The following is a 16,063-nucleotide window of genomic DNA, read 5'->3' on the forward strand; positions in this document are numbered from 1 at the left end:
TGAATGATGGCCCAGTGGAATCCGAGCGACTGATCGCCGGCCGCTACCGCCTGCGGCACGTCCTGGGGCGTGGCTCGATGGGCACCGTCTGGGCCGCGCACGACGAGGTGCTGCGGCGGGACGTCGCGGTGAAGGAGATCCTGCGCCCGGCGGGCGGGCCGGACGACGAGGACGAGGTGCTTCGGGAACGCACGCTGCGCGAAGCCCGGTCCGCGGCGGCGCTCGCCCACCCGAACCTGGTGACGTTGTACGACGTGGTGCAGGTCGACGGCGACCCGTACGTGGTGATGGAGCTGGTGCCGTCGTCGTCGTTGGCGGAGGTCGTGCGGCAGCGCGGTCCGCTGACCGACGTGCAGGGCGCGGTGGTGGTGGACGCGGTGGCCGCCGCGCTGGAGGCCGCGCACCGGGCCGGGATCACGCACCGGGACGTGAAGCCGGGCAACGTGCTGGTGGCCGACGACGGCCGGGTGAAGCTGACCGACTTCGGCATCGCCCGCAACGTCGCCGAGGCCACCCTGACCAGCCGCGGGATCACGCTGGGGACGCCCGCGTTCATCGCGCCGGAGGTGGCGGCGGGCGGGGCGGTGTCGTTCGCGGCGGACCAGTGGTCGTTGGGCGCGACGCTGTTCGCGGCGATGACCGGGCAGCAGCCGTACGAGGGCGCGAACGTGCTCCAGACGATCAACGAGGTGGTGCACGGCGACGTGCCGTCGGCGGCGGCCTGCGGCGCGTTGGAGCCGGTGGTCGCGGGGCTGATGGTGAAGGCGCCGCAGGAGCGGATGACGTTGGCGCAGGCGCGGCGGCTGGTCCGGCCGCTGCTGCCCGAGCCGGGCACGGACGTGTTCCCGGCGTCGTCGGTCACCCGCCCGGTGGTGGAGGTCGTGCGGCCGACCCCGGTCAAGCCGCCGATCCCGCCGGAGACGCCGCTGGCCGCCGATCCCGGGCCGCTGCCGTTCGCGGTGGCGGACGCGCCGACGCGCGAGCCGGCCCGCCGGCCGGGGTTGGCGGTGCTGGTGGCGTTGTCGGCGGCGGTGCTGTTCACGATCGGCAGCGCGTCGGGCTTCGCCCTGACCAGGACGGTCGCCGGCGCGCCCCTCCTGCCGCCGCCGACCGGGGAGACTACGTCGCCGCCCGCGATCACCGAGACGCCGTCGTTGCTGCCGACCACGGCGGCGGCGGCGACGGCGAAGGGCGAGCAGGGCGCGGAGTTCACCATCGAGGTGGGGCCGGACTGGACCAGCTTCCTGGAGCAGCGGACGAACAACGGGCTCGGCCCGAGCACGGTGGTGCACCTGGTCTCGCCGAACGGGTGGTACGAGGTGGCGGTGCAGCGGTTCCCGGACTACTACGAGCGCAACACGATCGAGGACTACCTCGAACTGGTGCGCTCGCGGTGGGCCGAGGACCAGTACTTCGGCGAGGCGAGGGAAGCGACCGACGCCCTGCCACCGGGCGGGAAGGAGCAGGGCGTCCAGTACAGCTACCGGACCGTGGAACGGGCCACCCCGCTGGCCCGCGGCACCACCTCCCCCGGACCCGACCTGCGCCGCAGCCGCTACTCCCGCGTGCTGCCGCGCGGCAACGACCTGTGGGTGGTAGAGGTCGTCGTGCCGACCGAGCAGGAGGAGACGGGGCGGAGCCGGCTGTTCGACACCATCGCGCCCACGTTCAGGGTGGACGACTAGCCCTCGGCGGCTGGACGCGGTGATCGAAGAGCCCGACGGAGCCCGCCGGCGCGGTGCGGCCACCGGGTGTCGCGGCACTGCGGCAACGGGGACAGGCGGCGATTAGGCTCGCGGCGTGACCGGTATCAGTGAGAACACCACCCCCGAGGCCCTGGCCACCGACGCGGCCAAGGCGTTGGCCGAGCGGACCGGGGTGGGCAGGCACGACATCGCCGTCGTCCTCGGGTCGGGGTGGCGCCCCGCCGCCGACCTCATCGGCGAGCCGACCGCCGAGGTGCCCATGGGCGAGCTGCCCGGGTTCGAGGCGCCGACCGCCGTGGGCCACGGCGGCACCGTGCGGTCGGTGCGCGTCGACGACAAGAACGTGCTGGTCATGCTCGGTCGGACGCACGGGTACGAGGGCAAGGGCGTGGCCAAGGTCGTGCACGGCGTGCGCACGGCCGCCGCGGCGGGCGTGCGCACGGTCGTGCTGACCAACGCGGCGGGCGGGCTGCGGCAGGGCATGACGGTCGGCCAGCCGGTGCTGATCAGCGACCACCTGAACCTGACCGCGTCGTCACCGCTGGTCGGCGCGCGGTTCGTGGACCTCACCGACCTCTACTCGCCGCGCCTGCGCGACCTCGCCCGGGAGATCGACGCCTCGCTGGAGGACGGCGTCTACGCGGGCCTGCCGGGACCGCACTTCGAGACGCCCGCGGAGATCCGGATGCTGCGCACGATGGGCGCGGACCTGGTCGGCATGTCCACCGTGCTGGAGGCCATCGCGGCCCGCGCGGAGGGCGTGGAGGTGTTCGGCCTGTCGCTGGTGACGAACCTGGCCGCGGGCATCACCGGTGAGCCGCTCAACCACGAAGAGGTGCTGGAGGCGGGCCAGGCGGCGGCGAGCCGGATGGGCGCGCTGCTGCGGGAGCTGGTGACGCGGGCATGACCCTCGCCCCGGCACTGCGCGACGCCGCGTTCCGCTGGATCGCCGACGACCCCGACCCGCGGACCCGCCTGGAGCTCCAGACCGTCGTGGCGCGGGCGATGGGCGGTGACGCCGCCGCGGCCGACGAGGTCGCCGACCGGATGGCGGGCCCGCTGACGTTCGGCACGGCGGGGCTGCGCGGTCCCGTGCGGGCCGGGCCGAACGGGATGAACCGGGCCGTCGTCATCCGCACCACCGCCGGCCTCGCCGCGTGGCTCCGGGCGCACGGGCACGTCGGCACGGTGTTCGTCGGCCGGGACGCGCGGCACGGGTCGGAGGACTTCGCGGCGGCGGCGGCCGGCGTGCTGGCGGGCGCCGGGTTCACCGTGCGGGTGCTGCCGGGACCGTTGCCGACGCCGGTGCTGGCGTTCCTGGTCAAGCGGCACGGCGCGGTGGCGGGCGTGCAGATCACCGCGTCGCACAACCCGCCCGCGGACAACGGCTACAAGCTGTACCTGGCGGGCGGCGGGCAGATCGTGCCGCCGGAGGACCGCGAGATCGAGGCGGCGATCCGGGGCGTGCCCGCGGCCGTGTCGGTGCCGCTGTCGGACGACCACCTGCCGGTGTCGGACGCCGAGGTGGACGAGTACCTGGAACGGGTCGCGTCGCTGCCGCGCGGCGTCCACCGCGACCTGCGCGTGGCGTTGACGCCGATGCACGGCGTCGGCGGCGCGACGGCGGTGGAGGCGTTGCGGCGGGCCGGGTTCACCGACGTGCGCGTGGTGCGCGAGCAGGCCGTGCCCGACCCGGAGTTCCCGACCGTGGCGTTCCCGAACCCGGAGGAGCCGGGCGCGGCGGACCGGTTGCTCGCGCTGGCGGCGGCGGAGGGAGCCGACCTGGCCATCGCCCTCGACCCCGACGCCGACCGGTGCGCGCTGGGCGTTCGCGAGCGGGACGGGTCGTGGCGGATGTTGCGCGGCGACGAGACCGGCGTGCTCCTCGGCTCCTTGGTGCTGTCCACTGTGGAGACCCCGGACCCGTTGGTGGCCACCACGATCGTGTCGTCCTCGTTGCTGAAGTCGATCGCGGCGGCGCACGGGGCGCGTTACGCGGAGACGTTGACCGGGTTCAAGTGGCTGGTGCGCGCGGGCGACGGCCTGGTGTTCGCCTACGAGGAGGCGCTGGGCAACTGCGTCGACCCCGCGCACGTCAACGACAAGGACGGCATCTCGGCGGCCGTGGTGGCGTGCGACCTGGCGGCCGGGTTGAAGGCGTCCGGCCGCACCCTGCTGGACGCGCTGGACCAGCTCGCCGTCGACCACGGCCTGCACCTGACCGACCAGGTGTCGCTGCGGTTCACCGACCTGGGCCGGATCGGCGCGCTGATGGCCCGGTTGCGCGCCGACCCGCCGGCGGGTTTCGCGTTCGAGGACCTGCTGCCCGAGGCCGACGTGGTCAGGCTGACCGCCGACGGCGTGCGGGTGGTCGTGCGGCCGTCCGGCACCGAGCCGAAGCTCAAGGCGTACCTGGAGGTCGTGGAACCGGTGTCCGACGACCTGCCGGCCGCCCGCGCGCGGGCCCGGGACCGGTTGGCCGGGCTGCGGGCTCAGGTGTCCGCGCTGCTCGCGGACTGAGCGGTCACGACGCCAGCGCGATCAGCAGGCACAGCACGGCGACGACGAGCGCACCGCCCGCCACCAGGTAAGGACGCCTGGTCGGCGGGCTCACCGGGCGCGACCTGTGCTGCGTGACGGCGGCCACCGAGATGCGGCCGGAGATGTAGCTGGCGGTGCAGAGCGCGACGCCGGTCGCGAGGATCATCGTGTTGACGTCCCACGGGCTGTGGTCGACCCCCGGCCACAGGGCGATGAAGACCAGCGGCAGGCCGATCAGCCCCACCCCGACCGCGACCCCCGCGCCCCAGGTGATCTGCCGGTTCCGCTTCATCGTGGCGATGCTGCGAGTTTCCATGACTCCCTCCCGGTCACTACCCACTGTAAGACGTGCGACGGCCCCGCCGGTTCCCGCGCGCCGCTCGTCGATCTTGCTACGCCGCCCGCCGGTCCGGTGATTCGGCCACCCGACCGAGCCGATGACCAGCGCCGACGGCCTGCCGGACGTGCCCCGCGCCCGCCGGGCGGTTGCCGCGCCGCGCGGATCGCGGCAACCTGGGCCGCGTGCCCCGCCTGCTGATCGTGCACCACACCCCGTCGCCCGCCATGCAGGAGCTGTTCGAGGCCGTGCTGGAGGGTGCGACCGACCCGGAGATCGAGGACGTCGAGGTGGTCCGGCGACCGGCGCTCTCCGCGACCGCGTCCGACGTGCTGGGAGCCGACGGGTTCATCCTGGGCACGCCCGCCAACATCGGCTACATCAGCGGCGCGTTGAAGCACTTCTTCGACACGATCTACTACCCCTGCCTGGACGCCACGCGCGGTCGGCCGTTCGGGGCCTACGTGCACGGCAACCTGGGCGTGGAGGGCGCGGTGAAGGCGGTGAGGGACATCACGACCGGGCTGGGGTGGCGGCCGGTGGCGGAGACGGTGAGCCTCGCCGGCGCACCGGACGGCGCCGCGCGGGAGCGGTGCCGGGAGTTGGGGGCCGCGGTCGCCGCGACGGTGACGTGAGCGCCGCCGAACGGTCCATCAGGCCTTGATGCGATCGGTAACGCCCGCCCTCCCCCGTCCGACAAGATGCCGCGACGAGATGTGGAGGCAGTCCGATGACCCAGCCAGTCGGTCCACCGCCGATGTGCGGTTCCTGCGGCGCGTACTTGCAGCCGCCGAGCGTCAACTGCGCCGTCTGCGGTGCGACGCAGTGGCCCGTGACGCAGGCCCCTCCGCCGGTGTACCCCCCGGTGTACGCACCCGTGCACCCCGTCCCGCACGGGATGCAGATGGGTGGTGTGGTCACCGCCAAGAACCCCGGCATCGCGGTGCTGCTGTCGTTGCTGTGGCTGGGCGCGGGCAACCTCTACGCGGGCCAGACGGCGCTCGGCGTGATCCTGCTGCTGGTGAACTTCCCGTTGATCCTGCTGGCCATGACGGTGCTCGGGCTGATCGTCGCGTTCCCCGTGTGGCTCGTGCTGGTGGTCGTGTCGATCGTGCTGGCCATGCAGGGCGCGAAGGACTTCAACCGGCGCAACGGCATCCTCGTGCGGTAGCACCGCCCGCCGCGCGGAACGCCGCTCGGGTGCGCGGCGGGCACGCGCCGGACCGTGCCCGCGCCCGCCCGACCGCGTCCTCCCGCACTCACCCGTTCGACAGCGCCAGGAACTCCGGCGGGTACCGGTCGCCCGCGACGGCGGGCGCGGCGGCCTCGATCGCGCGGAGCTCGTCCGCGCTCAGCTCCAGGTCGGCGGCGGCGACGTTCTCCTCCAGGTACCTCACCCGCTTGGTGCCCGGGATCGGGACGACGTGCTCGCCCTGGTGGTGCACCCAGGCCAGCGCCAGCTGACCGGCCGTGACGCCGCGCTCGGCCGCCAGCGCGCGCAGGGCGTCCACGATGGCCGTGTTGCGGGCGAAGTTCTCCTCGGCGAACCGGGGCAGGCCGCGCCGCATGTCGTCCTCGGCCAGGTCGGCGACGGACGTGACGCGGCCGGTGAGGAAGCCGCGGCCGAGCGGCGAGAACGGCACGATGCCGATGCCCAGCTCGCGGCACGTCGGCGCGACCTCGGCCTCGATGTCGCGCGTCCACAGCGACCACTCGCTCTGCAGGGCGCTGATCGGGTGCACGGCGTGCGCGCGGCGGATCGTCGCCGCACCCGCCTCGGACAGGCCCAGGTGGCGGACCTTGCCCTCGGCGACCAGCTCGGCCATCGCGCCGACGGTCTCCTCGATCGGCACCTCGGGGTCGACCCGGTGCTGGTAGCACAGGTCGACGTGGTCCGTGCCCAAGCGGCGCAACGACGCCTCGACGGCCCGCTTGACGTAGCCGGCGTCCCCGCGCGGCCTGCGGTCCGGGTCGCCGAGGCCGAACTTGGTCGCGAGCACGACCTCGTCCCGGCGGCCCTTGACCGCCCGCCCCACCAGCTCCTCGTTCGCGCCCGCGCCGTAGACGTCCGCGGTGTCGAGGAGCGTGACGCCGAGGTCGAGCGCGCGGTGGACGGTGGCGACGGACTCGGCCTCGTCGCCGACGCCGTAGGACTGGCTCATGCCCATGCAGCCCAGGCCCTGGTCGCCCACCCGGAGTTCGCCCAACGACCTCATGCGGTGATCCCCTCGATGAACGTGTGCTCGATCTGCTCGTAGTGCGTGATCTTGTGCTCCAGCACTTCCAGGCACGACCGCAACTCGGCGACGCGCTCGCGGACCGAGGCCCGGTGCTCGAACAGCATCTGCTTGCGCCGGCCGGCGGTGGCCGCGCCGCGGTGCCTGAGCTGCGCGTACTCGCGCATCATCCGAATGGGCATGCCGGTGGTGCGCAGGCGGGTCAGGAAGACCAGCCAGCTGAGGTCGTCGTCGCTGTAGCTGCGCCGCCCGCCGGAGTCCCTGGCGGGCGGGTCGACCAGGCCGATCCGTTCGTAGTAGCGCAGGGTGTCGATCGACAACCCACTGCGCTCGGCCGCTTGAGCGATCGAGTAAGTCACGGTGTCGACCGTAGGAGCTGGAGTGCACTCCAGGTCAACCCGGTTCGCGGTGTCCGGCGAGGTCGTGCGGCCGGTCGGTCACTCGTCCTTGGGCGTTCCCCATGCTTCCAGGTGGGCGGCCATGCCGCCGACGTCGATCTGCTCCCGACCCAGCGCGCGCACCAGGTCGAGCGCTTCGTCCTCCTCCGCGTCGACCCACCAGCCGTTGATGTCGCACAACGTCACGGCGGCGACCCAGCCCAGTCGCCAGTTGCCCTCGGCCAACGGGCGCGTGCGGACGATGGAGTCGAGCAACGCGGAAGCTTTGAGCCAGAGCGTGTCGTACGCCTCGACCCCCAGCACTGTGGCCCGGGGGCGGTGGGCTGCGGAGTCGAGGAGACCTAAGTCGCGCACGACCAGATCCCCGCCGGTGACGGCAGTCGCCAGCACGAGCAAGTCGCCGGCGTCGAGGTAGTTGACCACTGCTTGACGCGCTCCCTGTCCTGAGCAGTGGCGACTCCGGCACGACCACGCCGCGCCCCGGGCGTGTTTCGTCCCATCACCCACCCCCTCAGGTCCGTTTCGCCTCTCCGCCCCGCGGGCGGTGAGGATGCTGTCGGCCGCGTTGTGCGCCGAAGCGCTACCCGAACGCGGCCCGATCTTCAACGGCGCACCATACCGGTGTGCTCCGGACCACCGTGGACGTTCACAGAGGTAGAGGGGTGAACGACCTATGCCGCGCCGGTTGAGCTGCATAGATCAATCGTATCGAACATATGTTCGAACGGCGAGGACGTGAAGGGTCGTCACCCGAAGGTGTAGCAGTCGGTGATCGGTCGGGCGCCCTCGGTACGGGATCCCGCAATCAGGACGGGCCGGATCAGGCGGAGCCGAGGCGGTCGAGGAGCCCCCGGTACTTGGGGAGGACGCGTCCGAGGACCTCGGAGAGTTGCTCTTCCTTCTGCAACCTGGCCCACCGCTCGGCCAACGCCAAGCGCACGACCTCCTGCTTCGAACGGCCCTCCGCTGCGGCGAGTTCGTCGAGCCGCCGGTTCTCCTCGTCGCTCAGACGCAGAGTCATCGCCATGGAAAATGACGGTACCAACTTGATACCACTATGACCAGGCCGCGAATTATAACAGTGTTGCGATACGATGCCCCGGTGCCACGACCGAAGACACACGACGATGCGCTCCGCGCCCGGCTGCTCGAACGGGCGGGCGAACTGCTGTCCACCGAAGGTCCGGGCGCTTTGAGCTTGCGCAGGCTCGCGGCGGATGTCAACACCTCGACCACGGCCGTGTACTCGCTGTTCGGGGGCAAGCCGGCGCTGCTGAACGCCGTGTACGAGGAGGCGTTCCGCCGATTCGGTGAACGCATCGCGACCGTGCCGCAGACCGCCGACCCGGTGGAGGACCTGATCCAGATCGGCTTGGCGTACCGGGACAGCGCGCTGGCCGACCCGCAGTTCTACCTGGTGATGTTCAGCAAGGTCGTGCCGAACTTCGAGCCGTCCGACGAGACGAAGGAGGCGGCCGTGCAGACGTTCCTGCCGGTGGTGCGGGACGTCGGCCGCGCGGTGGAGGCGGGGGTGTTCACGCGGGAGCCGCCGGAGCGGATCGCGCTGGCGATGTGGGGCGTGGTGCACGGCCTGGTGAGCCTGGAGCTCAACGGCAACCTGCCGCCGGGGGTCGAGATCGCCCCGGTCTACGAGCGCGCCCTGCGTGCGCAGGCGGACGGTTGGCGCGTGCCGTGAGACGACGCGCGCGCCACCTGATCGCGCACGTCGTGTGATCAGAACGCGTCGTGCGATCAGAGCGCGCGTCGTGCGGTCAGGTGGCGCGTCCCGTGCGATAGGTGGGGCCCGGGGAGGTGGCCGCCGCGAAACCTCCCCGGGCCCCGTGGACCGTCCTTGTCAGGACAGTCCGCTGGTGAGCGCCTTGATCAGCTCGCCGTCGGCGGTATCACCGTCGAGCGACCAGATCATCGCGCCGCCAAGGCGCCGTTCGGCCACGTAGCGACCCTTGCGCTTCATCTCGACCGGGTCGTCCCAGGTCCAGAACGTGGTGCCGTCGAACAACCACGCGTGCCCGGCCTTGGCATCCCGGTGCACGGTGAACTTCCCCAGCTGCGCCTTGAGGATCCGGTAGTCCTCGTACCCGGCCTCGTAGGTCGCGGGCGCGGGGCCGGTGGCGGGCTGGAACAGGCCGTTGCCCTCGTCGCGCACGCCGGTCCAGCCCCGGCTGTAGAACGGCACGCCCATCACGACCTTGCTCTTCGGCGCGCCGTTGCGCAGGTAGTGGTCGATCGCGACCTGCGAGCTGAACGGCGGCGCGGTCGGGTCGGCCGCGGGCGTGCGGAGCGAGGACTGCTGGTTGGTCAGCGGCTCCCAGGCACCGTGGTAGTCGTAGCCCTGGATCGTGCCGAACGTCAGCAGCTCGAAGACCTTCTCGACCTCGAAGCCCCGGTCGACCTGGGCGGGGTTGGCGGGCAGGAACGCGGTGAGGTCGTAGCGCTTGCCGGTGCGCCAGGTGAGCTTGCCCAGCTGCTTGCGGTACTCCACCAGCAGCGCGGTGAAGTTCCGCTGGTCCTCGGGCCGCACGACGTTGCCGGGCGCGGCCTCGGACGACGGCCACTCCCAGTCGAGGTCGACGCCGTCGAACACGCCGGCCGCCGCACCGGGCGCGGCGTCGGGCAGGTTGCCCTTGAGCCACAGGTCGAGGCACGAGGCGACGTGCGCGGCGCGTGACTCGGGGGTGAGGGCGGCGTTGGAGAAGTACTTGGAGCCGGTCCAGCCGCCGAGCGAGATGTTGATCCGCAGCTTCGGGTACTCGGCCTTGAGCTGCTTGAGCTGGTTGAGGTTGCCCGACAGCGGCTGGCCCGCCACGTCCGCCGTGCCGTCGACGCTCTGCTCGGCGCCGAAGGGGCGCTGGTAGTCCGCCCAGGGGTCGGCGCTGACGCACTTGCCTGCCTCGTCGAGGAAGCCGAAGGCGTAGTTGAGGTGGGTGAGCCGCGGCGCGGTGCCGTTGGCCACGAGGTCGCGCACCAGGAAGTTGCGGTCGTAGCCGCTCCACTGGGTGTAGTACCCGACGACGCGCTCGGTCTTCCCGTGACCGCCGTGACCTCCGTGGTTCCCGTGGTCCCCGTTGGCGACGGCTTGCGGCGCCAGGGACACGGTCATCGCGGCGGCCAGGAAGGCGGGGAGCACCCATCTCCTGCTCGACATGCTTCTCCTCGCGGTGCTCCGGCTGTGGTCCAGACCACGGTAGTGATGAGGTCTAGACCACCTCTACGGCCGTTCGGCCGAATCCGGTAATGCGAATTGTTCTCACGTGCGTTGCAAACTTTTGCATGTGCGAGGTGGGTGGTGACCGCGCTAGCTTCAGCGCTGTTCAAGTTTGAGTAACTGTCTGGGGAGGGCTTGTGACGATCCTGGTCACCGGGGCGACCGGAACCACCGGCGGTGCGGTCGTTCGGCAGTTGGCGGCGGCAGGGGTGCCGGTGCGGGCGTTGACGCGGAACCCGGCGCGGGCCCGGGGTGTGCTGCCCGCCGGCGTGGAGGTGGTGGGAGGTGATCTGACGCGGCCGGGCGAGCTGCCGCTGGCGGGGGTGACGGCGGCGTTCCTGCTGGCGGCGATCGAGTCGGACGACGCGGTGGCGCACGCTCGGGAGTTCCTGGCGAGTGCGCCCGACCTGCGGCGGGTGGTGTTCCTGTCGAGCAGCGCGGTGACCGTTCGGCGGCCGGGGAGCTACGAGCTGCACCACGACGTGGAACGGGTGGTCGAGGCGTCCGGGGTGGCGTGGACGCACGTGCGGCCGGGGGAGTTCATGGCGAACAAGATGGTCTGGGCGCGGACGATCAGGGAGGAGGACGTGGTGCGGGCGCCGTTCCCGGAGTCGGTCGGGGCGCCGGTGCACGAGGACGACGTGGCCGAGGTGGCGGTGCACGCGTTGCTGCGTGACGGGCACGCGGGCAAGGCGTACACGTTGAGCGGCCCGGAGGCCCTGACGCACGTCGAGCAAGCCGCGGCGATCGGCCGGGGCCTGGGCCGCCCGATCCGCTTCGAACGCCTGACCTACGGCCAGGCCCGCGCCACCCTGATCCGCGACGAGGGCCTGCCCTACGACGTCGCCGAGTACCTGCTCGGCTACATGGCCCAGCACAACGAGGAACCGGCCTCCGTGACCCCCGACTACACCACCGTCACCGGCAATCCCGGCCGCACCCTCACCACCTGGGCCGCCGACCACTCCCCCACCCTCACCCGCCCCTAACCGCGAGTCGAACCCTCAAGTCCCGCGTGTCCTACGTTCCCGTCACGCGTGTCCTACGTTCAGAACACCCGAGTTGAACGCTCAGAACAGTCGATCTTGTTCTGAGCGTTCAACTCGGGGTACCGGAACGTAGGACACGCGCGTTCTGAACGTAGGACACGCGGGACCTGAAGGTTCGACACGCGAGGGGTCAGTGCACGGCGCCGTATTGGCGGTCGCCGGCGTCGCCCAGGCCGGGGACGATGAAGCCCGAGTCGTTCAGGCGTTCGTCGATGCTGGCGGTGACCAGGCGGATCGGGTGGGCCGACTCCTCCAGGTGCTTGATGCCCTCGGGGGCGGCCAGGGCGCAGATCGCCGTCACGTCGGTCGCGCCGCGGTCGGTCAGCAGGCGGATCGTGTAGGCCATGGAGCCGCCGGTGGCGAGCATCGGGTCCAGCACGAAGACGGGACGGCCGGCCAACGAGTCGGGCAGCGACTCCATGTACGGCGTCGGCTGGAGGGTCTCCTCGTCGCGCGCCAGGCCGACGAAACCCATCTGCGCGTCCGGGATCAGCTTGTGCGCCTGGTCCGCCATGCCGAGGCCGGCGCGGAGCACGGGCACCAGCAGCGGCGGGTCGGCCAGTCGGTAGCCGGTGGTCCGGGCGACGGGCGTGTGCACCCGCTCCTCGGCCACGGGCAGGTCGCGCGTGGCCTCGTACACGAGCATCACGGTCAACTCGTGCAGCGCGGCGCGGAACGCCGCGTTGTCCGTGCGGGCGTCGCGCATGGTGGTCAGCCGCGCCCTGGCAAGTGGGTGATCGACAACGAGGACGTCCATGGTCGAACAGTATGTGGTACCCCTGACCGATGCCCGACGGCTCGTCATCCCGCCCGGTCGTCCGCTCCACCGACGCGGCGGGCCGCACCGCCGGGGCCGGATCACCACGGCGCCCGCGGGTGGAACGGCCCGGAGATCAGGCGGCTCGGGGTTGACGAGGTGCTGCCGGGGGTAACGTCCTGAGCATGGCCGACCACGTGCGGATCGGGGTTCTTGGGGCGGCGCGGATCGTGCCGGCGGCGTTGGTCCGGCCGGGGCGGTCGGTGGCGGCGATCGAGGTGGCGGCGGTGGCGGCCCGGGAGGTCGGGCGGGCGCAGGAGTTCGCCGACCGGTTCGGGATCCCCCAGGTCCACGGGAGCTACCAGGAGTTGTTGGACGACCCGAACGTGGACGCGGTCTACGTGCCGCTGCCCAACGGGTTGCACGGCAAGTGGACGTTGGCGGCGTTGGCGGCCGGGAAGCACGTGCTGTGCGAGAAGCCGTTCGCGGCCAACGCGGACGAGGCGGCGGAGGTCGCGGCGGCGGCGAAGAGCAGCGGGCTCGTGGTGATGGAGGCGTTCCACTACCGGTACCACCCGTTGGCGTTGCGGTTGGCGGAAGTGGTGGCGGAGCTGGGCGAGCTGCGGCACGTGGAGGCGCGTCTGGCGTTCCCGCTGCCGAAGTTCTCCGACATCCGGTACTCGCTGGACTTGGCCGGCGGGGCGTTGATGGACGCCGGGTGCTACGCGGTGAACGTGGTGCGGTACCTCGGTGGTGACGAGCCGGAGGTGAAGTCGGCGCGGGCGCTGCTGAAGGGTGACGGAGTCGACCGGGCGATGCGGGCGGAGCTGAAGTTCCCCGCCGGGCACACCGGGACCGTGGTGGCGTCGATGTGGTCGCGGTCGTTGCTGAGACTCTCGGCGAAGGTGTTGGGCGCCAACGGTGAGCTGCGCGTGTTCAACCCCTTCGCCCCGCAGCACGGACACCGGCTCACGGTGAAGCTGGACGGCCACCGCCGGGTCGAGCGCTTCGACCGGCGGCCGTCGTACGCGTACCAGTTGGAGGCGTTCGCCGACGCCGTGCTGCACGGCAAGCCGTTCCCCACGACGGCCGACGACGCGGTGGCCACGATGCGGGTCGTGGACGACATCTACCGGGCCGCCGGCCTGCCGGTCCGTCAGCCGAGCTGATCAGGTCTCCGGCCTGACGGGAACCGCGGTGGCCGCGCGTTCCTCCAAGGGGAGTACCGCGAAGGCCATTCCCCCGAGGAGCACCGGATGGACGTCACGCGAGCAAGCAGCCGTCCTCGTCCGGCGCGGTGGCTCGTCTTTCTCGTCGCGGCCCTGGCGTTGGTCGGGTGCCAGGGCCCGGCCGAGCCGGCGGCGAAGTCCGGGACCGGGGAGCTGCGGACCGACCCGGAACCGCTCGTCAAGCGCTTCCCCGTGCTCACGGCGCCGGAACGCGCGCGGTGGATGTCCGGGACGTTCGGGCGCGCCGACGTGCCCGGACCGTCGACGTACTGGATCGACGCGGTCGTCACCCTGCCGGCTGCGGACGTCGAGCGGCTGGTGTCCGCCTACGCCCCGAAGGCCGAGGGCAAGTCGCCCGACGTGGTGGACGGCATGCGCGGGCGGTTGCCGGGCGGGCCGTTCCTGACCGGGGACGCGCTGGACGCCGCGTTCGGCCACGAGCACTGGTACGCGTCGGCCTACCTCGACCTCGGATCCGGCGAACTCGTCCTCGTCGCGACCGGAACCTGACCACCGGCGGGCCCGCCCTCCTAGACTCACCCGTGTGAGCGACGAGCTGGTGCCGGACCCCCGTCAGATGCGCGCTTCGGACGCCGACCGCGAGAAGGTCGCCCAGGTGCTCCAACAGGCCCACGGCGAGGGTCGGCTCGACCTGCACGAGCTGGATGAACGCCTGGCGGCGGTGTACTCGGCCAAGACCTACGGCGAGTTGGTGCCGCTGACCGCCGACCTCGGCGTGCCCGCGCCGTCCGTGATGCCCGTGCCGATGCGGCAGAACGTCCCGGCCAACCGCATCGGCGGCACGCCCGGCTCCACGGTCTCGTTCGCGTTCTGGTCGGGCGTGGAACGGCGCGGCGAGTGGGTCGTGCCGCCGACGCACACGGCGGTGGCGGTCATGGGCGGTGTCGAGCTGGACCTGTCCCGGGCCCGCTTCTCCCAGGGCGAGACGACGATCAACGCCTACGCGCTCATGGGCGCGGTGGAGATCATCGTGCCGGAGGACGTCACCGTCCGGGTGTCCGGCATCGGCTTCATGGGCGCGTTCGAGGACGCCACGCACAAGGGCGCGCCGACGATCCCGGGCGGCCCGATCGTGAACATCACCGGTTTCGCCATGATGGGCGCGGTCGAGGTGAAGCGCCCGAAAAAGAAGAAGCTCAAGGGACGCGCCCACGATGAACTGGAGGGCTAGTCACGGGCACCGAGGGGGCCTTCGACCCTCCGGCGTCGCAGGATCGCGTGATCGAGTTCGCGCCGGTCCACTGGCAGCCCTTCCTCACAAAGGAGGGGTTCGTGTCATCCCGCCGACCCGGCAACGCCCTACCCGCGCGTGTCAAGGGGGCACCTCCCACCCCAACAGGGACCTTTCCGCCGGAACCGCCCCCTTGACACGTGTGGTAGCCCGTAGGGAGGTCGGTGGGGTGACACGCACCCCGGACCACGACGGACCCGCAGCAGAACCACCCGACCAGGGGTCATCCTGCTGATCTGCCCGTCCGGCGAGGACTCTTCCGATCTTTCGATCCCGCAGCTTCCACAACACTCCGCGCAACCGGCCTGACCTGCCCGAAGTCGCTCACTTAGGACGGCCGTCCCAATCCGCCTAGACTCGGCGCCATGGCTGCTCCATCGACAACGCCGTCGCTGCCCCCGGCGCTCGCGGACGCCGTCCGTGACGACGCGTCGCTGCGCCGGTTCCTGCACGGACTGCCCGGTGTGGACCAGGTCGGCGTCGAACAGCGCGCGGCCGGTCTGGGCACCCGCAGCATCAAGAAGGCCGCCAAGATGTGGGCCATCGACACCGCGATCAGCATGGTCGACCTGACCACGTTGGAAGGCGCGGACACCCCCGGCAAGGTGCGGTCGCTCGCGGCGAAGGCGCGGCGGCCCGACCCGGACAACCCGGACGTGCCGAAGGTCGCCGCCGTCTGCGTGTACCCGGACATGGTGGAGACGGCCGTCGGGGAGCTGGGGGGCACGGGGATCGACATCGCCAGCGTCGCGACCGCGTTCCCGTCCGGCCGGTCGAGCCTGAAGGTGAAGCTGGAGGACACCGCCTACGCCGTCGACGCGGGCGCGACCGAGATCGACATGGTGATCGACCGGGGCGCGTTCCTGTCCGGCCGCTACGGGCAGGTGTTCGACGAGATCGTGCAGGTCAAGCACGCCTGCGGGGACGCGCACCTCAAGGTGATCCTGGAGACCGGCGAGCTGGCGACCTACGACAACGTGCGCCGCGCGTCCTGGCTCGGCCTGCTCGCGGGCGGCGACTTCATCAAGACGTCCACCGGCAAGGTCTCCCCCGCCGCGACGCTGCCGGTCACGCACGTGATGCTGCAGGCCGTCCGCGACTGGCACGCCCAGACGGGCGAGCTCAGGGGCGTGAAGCCCGCCGGCGGCATCCGCACGACCAAGGACGCGATCAAGTACCTGGTCGCGGTGCACGAGGTCGCGGGACCGGAGTGGCTGACCCCGACCCTGTTCCGCTTCGGTGCCTCCACGCTGCTCAACGACCTGCTGATGCAGCGGCGCACCCAGTTGGCCGGCCACTACAGCGGCCCCGATTACGTGACGGTGGACTGA

18 protein-coding genes are annotated in these 16,063 nt (G+C 71.9%); 11 read left to right on the forward strand and 7 right to left on the reverse strand.

Going from position 1 to position 16,063, the window contains the following annotated elements; genetic code table 11:
- Positions 1-14: 14 nt before the first annotated feature.
- The 3 genes from ACQPYE_RS36730 (at position 15) to ACQPYE_RS36740 (ending at position 4,226) form a co-directional block, all read left to right on the forward strand.
- Positions 15-1,685 carry a protein kinase domain-containing protein gene (locus ACQPYE_RS36730; RefSeq protein ID WP_498717712.1) on the forward strand — a complete coding sequence of 557 codons (1,671 nt, stop codon included), beginning with the start codon at positions 15-17 and terminating at the stop codon, positions 1,683-1,685.
- A gap of 115 nt (positions 1,686-1,800) precedes the next feature.
- Complete coding sequence (locus ACQPYE_RS36735) at positions 1,801-2,613, forward strand: purine-nucleoside phosphorylase (protein ID WP_498717713.1); 813 nt, start codon at positions 1,801-1,803, stop codon at positions 2,611-2,613.
- Positions 2,610-4,226, forward strand: coding sequence for a phospho-sugar mutase (locus ACQPYE_RS36740; RefSeq protein ID WP_498717714.1), 1,617 nt, complete (start codon positions 2,610-2,612; stop codon positions 4,224-4,226). The genes ACQPYE_RS36735 and ACQPYE_RS36740 overlap by 4 nt, the downstream gene beginning before the upstream one ends.
- A gap of 4 nt (positions 4,227-4,230) precedes the next feature.
- On the opposite strand, the gene ACQPYE_RS36745 is transcribed toward ACQPYE_RS36740, so the two are convergent.
- Positions 4,231-4,563, reverse strand: a complete 333-nt coding sequence (locus ACQPYE_RS36745; protein WP_498717715.1) for a hypothetical protein — start codon at positions 4,561-4,563, stop codon at positions 4,231-4,233.
- 206 nt (positions 4,564-4,769) lie between these two features.
- On the opposite strand from ACQPYE_RS36745, the gene ACQPYE_RS36750 reads away from it, so the two are divergent.
- The gene (locus ACQPYE_RS36750) at positions 4,770-5,219 is read left to right on the forward strand and encodes a flavodoxin family protein (RefSeq protein WP_498717716.1); all 450 of its coding nucleotides are present in this window, start codon (positions 4,770-4,772) and stop codon (positions 5,217-5,219) included.
- Between the two features lie 95 nt (positions 5,220-5,314).
- Positions 5,315-5,755 (forward strand): TM2 domain-containing protein, encoded by a 441-nt coding sequence (locus ACQPYE_RS36755; protein ID WP_498717717.1) that lies wholly within the window; start codon positions 5,315-5,317, stop codon positions 5,753-5,755.
- Positions 5,756-5,843: 88 nt separating this feature from the next.
- On the opposite strand, the gene ACQPYE_RS36760 is transcribed toward ACQPYE_RS36755, so the two are convergent.
- The 4 genes from ACQPYE_RS36760 to ACQPYE_RS36775 form a co-directional block, all read right to left on the reverse strand.
- Positions 5,844-6,800 (reverse strand): aldo/keto reductase, encoded by a 957-nt coding sequence (locus ACQPYE_RS36760; RefSeq protein WP_498717719.1) that lies wholly within the window; start codon positions 6,798-6,800, stop codon positions 5,844-5,846.
- Positions 6,797-7,180 carry a MerR family transcriptional regulator gene (locus ACQPYE_RS36765; RefSeq protein WP_498717720.1) on the reverse strand — a complete coding sequence of 128 codons (384 nt, stop codon included), beginning with the start codon at positions 7,178-7,180 and terminating at the stop codon, positions 6,797-6,799. Before ACQPYE_RS36765 ends, ACQPYE_RS36760 begins: the two co-directional genes overlap by 4 nt.
- A gap of 78 nt (positions 7,181-7,258) precedes the next feature.
- Positions 7,259-7,642, reverse strand: coding sequence for a type II toxin-antitoxin system death-on-curing family toxin (locus ACQPYE_RS36770; protein ID WP_123745441.1), 384 nt, complete (start codon positions 7,640-7,642; stop codon positions 7,259-7,261).
- A 397-nt stretch (positions 7,643-8,039) separates the two neighbouring features.
- Positions 8,040-8,246 (reverse strand): type II toxin-antitoxin system VapB family antitoxin, encoded by a 207-nt coding sequence (locus tag ACQPYE_RS36775; protein WP_015105038.1) that lies wholly within the window; start codon positions 8,244-8,246, stop codon positions 8,040-8,042.
- A 75-nt stretch (positions 8,247-8,321) separates the two neighbouring features.
- On the opposite strand from ACQPYE_RS36775, the gene ACQPYE_RS36780 reads away from it, so the two are divergent.
- Positions 8,322-8,915, forward strand: a complete 594-nt coding sequence (locus tag ACQPYE_RS36780) for a TetR/AcrR family transcriptional regulator (RefSeq protein WP_498717721.1) — start codon at positions 8,322-8,324, stop codon at positions 8,913-8,915.
- Positions 8,916-9,074: 159 nt separating this feature from the next.
- Here the strand turns inward: ACQPYE_RS36780 and ACQPYE_RS36785 are convergent, their stop codons facing one another.
- Positions 9,075-10,385: a glycoside hydrolase family 18 protein gene (locus ACQPYE_RS36785; protein ID WP_498717722.1), complete on the reverse strand. Its 1,311-nt coding sequence runs from the start codon at positions 10,383-10,385 to the stop codon at positions 9,075-9,077.
- A gap of 197 nt (positions 10,386-10,582) precedes the next feature.
- On the opposite strand from ACQPYE_RS36785, the gene ACQPYE_RS36790 reads away from it, so the two are divergent.
- Positions 10,583-11,434: an SDR family oxidoreductase gene (locus tag ACQPYE_RS36790; protein WP_498717724.1), complete on the forward strand. Its 852-nt coding sequence runs from the start codon at positions 10,583-10,585 to the stop codon at positions 11,432-11,434.
- A 190-nt stretch (positions 11,435-11,624) separates the two neighbouring features.
- On the opposite strand, the gene upp is transcribed toward ACQPYE_RS36790, so the two are convergent.
- The gene (gene upp, locus ACQPYE_RS36795; RefSeq protein ID WP_498717726.1) at positions 11,625-12,251 is read right to left on the reverse strand and encodes a uracil phosphoribosyltransferase; all 627 of its coding nucleotides are present in this window, start codon (positions 12,249-12,251) and stop codon (positions 11,625-11,627) included.
- Between the two features lie 185 nt (positions 12,252-12,436).
- Here upp and ACQPYE_RS36800 point away from each other — a divergent pair, with 185 nt between their 5' ends.
- The 4 genes from ACQPYE_RS36800 (at position 12,437) to deoC (ending at position 16,063) form a co-directional block, all read left to right on the forward strand.
- On the forward strand, positions 12,437-13,420 hold the full coding sequence (locus ACQPYE_RS36800) for a Gfo/Idh/MocA family protein (RefSeq protein ID WP_498717728.1): 984 nt from the start codon (positions 12,437-12,439) through the stop codon (positions 13,418-13,420).
- An 87-nt stretch (positions 13,421-13,507) separates the two neighbouring features.
- Positions 13,508-13,990 carry a hypothetical protein gene (locus ACQPYE_RS36805; protein ID WP_498717729.1) on the forward strand — a complete coding sequence of 161 codons (483 nt, stop codon included), beginning with the start codon at positions 13,508-13,510 and terminating at the stop codon, positions 13,988-13,990.
- A 34-nt stretch (positions 13,991-14,024) separates the two neighbouring features.
- A complete protein-coding gene (locus tag ACQPYE_RS36810) occupies positions 14,025-14,672 on the forward strand; it encodes a DUF1707 SHOCT-like domain-containing protein (protein WP_498717730.1) in 648 nt (215 codons plus the stop codon).
- 425 nt (positions 14,673-15,097) lie between these two features.
- Positions 15,098-16,063 carry a deoxyribose-phosphate aldolase gene (deoC, locus tag ACQPYE_RS36815; protein ID WP_498717731.1) on the forward strand — a complete coding sequence of 322 codons (966 nt, stop codon included), beginning with the start codon at positions 15,098-15,100 and terminating at the stop codon, positions 16,061-16,063.

The organism is Actinosynnema sp. CA-299493, assembly GCF_050946825.1.
In the GTDB taxonomy this organism is placed as follows: Bacteria; Actinomycetota; Actinomycetes; order Mycobacteriales; family Pseudonocardiaceae; genus Actinosynnema.